Annotated in this window: 3 protein-coding genes and 1 pseudogene; all 4 read left to right on the top strand. The window is 68.1% G+C overall.

Annotated elements, in window-relative coordinates:
• Positions 1 to 485: pseudogene (locus F7R19_RS29360) on the top strand (hypothetical protein); the annotation flags it as partial.
• Between the two features lie 178 nt (positions 486 to 663).
• Positions 664 to 1,125 carry a hypothetical protein gene (locus F7R19_RS29365; RefSeq protein ID WP_061960275.1) on the top strand — a complete coding sequence of 154 codons (462 nt, stop codon included), beginning with the start codon at positions 664 to 666 and terminating at the stop codon, positions 1,123 to 1,125.
• Positions 1,122 to 1,820: a C39 family peptidase gene (locus F7R19_RS29370; protein WP_061960274.1), complete on the top strand. Its 699-nt coding sequence runs from the start codon at positions 1,122 to 1,124 to the stop codon at positions 1,818 to 1,820. Before F7R19_RS29365 ends, F7R19_RS29370 begins: the two co-directional genes overlap by 4 nt.
• A 13-nt stretch (positions 1,821 to 1,833) precedes the next feature.
• Positions 1,834 to 2,649 (top strand): hypothetical protein (locus F7R19_RS29970; RefSeq protein ID WP_170292680.1); only part of this gene is annotated, 816 nt, incomplete at its 3' end.

Raw genomic sequence — 2,649 nt, forward strand, 5'->3', positions numbered from 1 at the left:
CGGCCACCGCGGGCGCGGCAACCTCGACCGGCGGCGCTGGCGGCGCGGGCACGGCCACGGCGGGTGCAGCCACCGGCGGCGCGGGTTCGGGCACCGGCGGTGCGGGCGGCGCACAAACCAGCCTGGCTGGTGCGGGCGGCGCTGGCGGCTCGGCCACCAATGGCAGCTCGACCACCACGGCATCCAACGGTAGCGCAACGGCCGGCAGCGGCGCAGTCGGCGCTGCTTCGGGTACCGGCGGTGCAGGTGGCGCCGGCGGTGTGGGCATGGGCGGCACGGGCGGTACTGGCAACGGAGCGGTGGGCGGCGCTGGCGGCAACGGCGGCACCAACTATGTCGATGCCGGCACGTTCAACATGTCCAACATGATGACCAGCGTCGGCCAATCCGCCGCCGGCATCATGATCGCCAACCAGAACAGCGGGATGGCATCGCTGGTGCAGCAAAGCGTCAACGTCCAGGCCAACCTGGCAGTCGGCAAGTAAGCAGCCCCTGGCGCGTCTGTGGCGCTCCGCACGGAGCGCACGGCGCCTTCAGGGTTGAATCCGGCTGAAGCCGTGCATGGCGCAAGCTCTCGCGCCATGCACGGCCCTGTCAGATGCCTGCAGGTCCGATGTTGCGGCCCGGATGGGGGCCGTAGCACGGAGCATGAGGAGACGCACCATGCGATCGCATCGCGTAGCTGTTGCCGCATTGTCGACAGCCTTTCTGGCCTGGCCCTTCGTGCCGGCCAGCGCAGGGCCGCAGTTGGCCGAGGCATCCGCCACGGCCGTGGCGGTCGCCAGCAGTGATACCGGCGCAGCCGCCGCAGTGGCGGGCGCGGCGGCCAGCGTGTCGGCGATGTCCGCCGACGCCGGACGCAAACCAAACATCTTCGGCATGACCGCGAAGGCGGTCGGCGCCGACAAGCTCGACGACGTGCGCGGTGGCGCCGAGTTGGTGGTCAATGACATGCGTTTGCACGGCACGGTGGCCGACAACGCAGCGATCAACACGTTGTCCGGCAGCAATATCGTTTCCGAAGGATCGTTCGCGAACGCAGCCGGCCTGCCGACCGTGATCCAGAACTCCGGCAGCAATGTATTGATCCAGAACGCGACCATTCTCAACGTCCAGTTCAAATGATCATGCGCACCCTGCTGCTCGCTGTCGTTTGCGTGATGGCGGCGCTGGGCGTCGTTCCCGATGCCCGCGCCGACACCATCCGCGTGCCGGGAGACCAGGGCAATACGTATAACGTGCCGGTGACGAGCCTGCGCGAGGCGCGGTTCCGCACCACGATCCGGCAGCGCTACGACTTCAGTTGCGGATCGGCGGCGGTGGCCACCTTGCTCACGTACCAGTACAACGTGCCGACCACCGAGGAGACGGTCTTCGCCAACATGTTCGTCAACGGCGACCAGGCGAAGATCCGCGCCGAAGGTTTTTCGCTGCTGGACATGAAGCGGTTTCTCGCGTCGCGCGGCTTCGAGGCCGACGGCTATGAACTGCCGCTGTCCAAGCTGGAGGAAGCGCAGATCCCGGCGATCGTGCTGATCGTCGAGAACGGCTACCACCATTTCGTCGTGGTGAAGGGCGTCAAGGGCGATCGTGTCCTGATTGGCGATCCCGCCCGCGGCACTCGCGCACTGGAACGCGAACACTTCGAAAAAATCTGGGACAGCAGCCTGCTGTTCGTCATCCACAACCGTACGGACAACGCGCGCTTCAACATGGCAGCCGACTGGCGCGTGGCCCCGACGGGTCCTTACTGGATGGGGGTTCCGCGAGACAGTCTGTTCTTCACCGTCATGCCCAAGCATGGCGCCTCTGATTTCTGAGCTGAGGAACATCATGGTCCAGACATCCGTTTCAAGCGCATCGCGGCGCGCGGCGGGGCAGGCAACTGCCGCCGTGTTGCTGGGTGCGGGTCTGGCGTGCACGGGCATTGCGCACGCCAGCAGCGAGCCGCTGGCCGCCGAAGCGATCGACACCGCCGGCGCCGTGGCCATGCCATCGGCGATCGACATGGCGCCGCCGCCTTCGGCAACCGAACTGCCGGCGCTCTCCGAAGCCAACCCGGGCGCGGCGGCGGCCGATATCGCAATCGCCGCGACCGCCGAAGCTGCAGCAGTGCAAACCGTTGCCGAAGCGCCTGCGCGAGTGGTGCCGGTGAACAAGGCCAGCGTGGCCACGCATCACCCGATCGACGATCCGCTTGCGCAGGCCATGACGTTGGCCAGGCGCGATCCCGAGGCACCGGTGAGCGCGGCGCGCAAGGAAATGGCCAAGTGGAAACCGGTCGCGCAGGCGCGGCTTGACGATTTGCGCGGCGGCTTCGATGCCGCGGGGCTGCAAGTGGGATTCGGCATCGATCGCGCCGTGTTCGTGAACGGCGCGCTGGCCGTATCGACCAGCATCACGATTCCCGATGTCAGCAACATCACCTCGGCGCAGGCAGCGCAATTGGCGCAGGCGCTGGGTCAGGTAACCGTGGCGGTGACGGCGGCCAACAGCGCGGCCAATGCAGCCGTGGCCGCAGCGCAGGCCGCAGCCGCTGCCGCGCAGGGCGCCGCCAACCCGGCCGTGGCCACGGCCAACGGCGCCGCCACTACCGCGCAAGGTGCGGCCGGTGCGGCGAGCAGCGCTGCCAGTGCCGCGGCGAACGGC

Origin of the sequence: Cupriavidus pauculus, from assembly GCF_008801835.1 — a bacterium.
Classification (GTDB): Bacteria; Pseudomonadota; Gammaproteobacteria; order Burkholderiales; family Burkholderiaceae; genus Cupriavidus; species Cupriavidus pauculus.

What these genes read in the sequence shown, in the direction of transcription:
- F7R19_RS29365 (WP_061960275.1), top strand. Translation starts at nt 664, where the DNA reads ATGCGATCGCATCGCGTAGCTGTTGCCGCATTGTCGACAGCCTTTCTG.
- F7R19_RS29370 (WP_061960274.1), top strand. Translation starts at nt 1,122, where the DNA reads ATGATCATGCGCACCCTGCTGCTCGCTGTCGTTTGCGTGATGGCGGCG.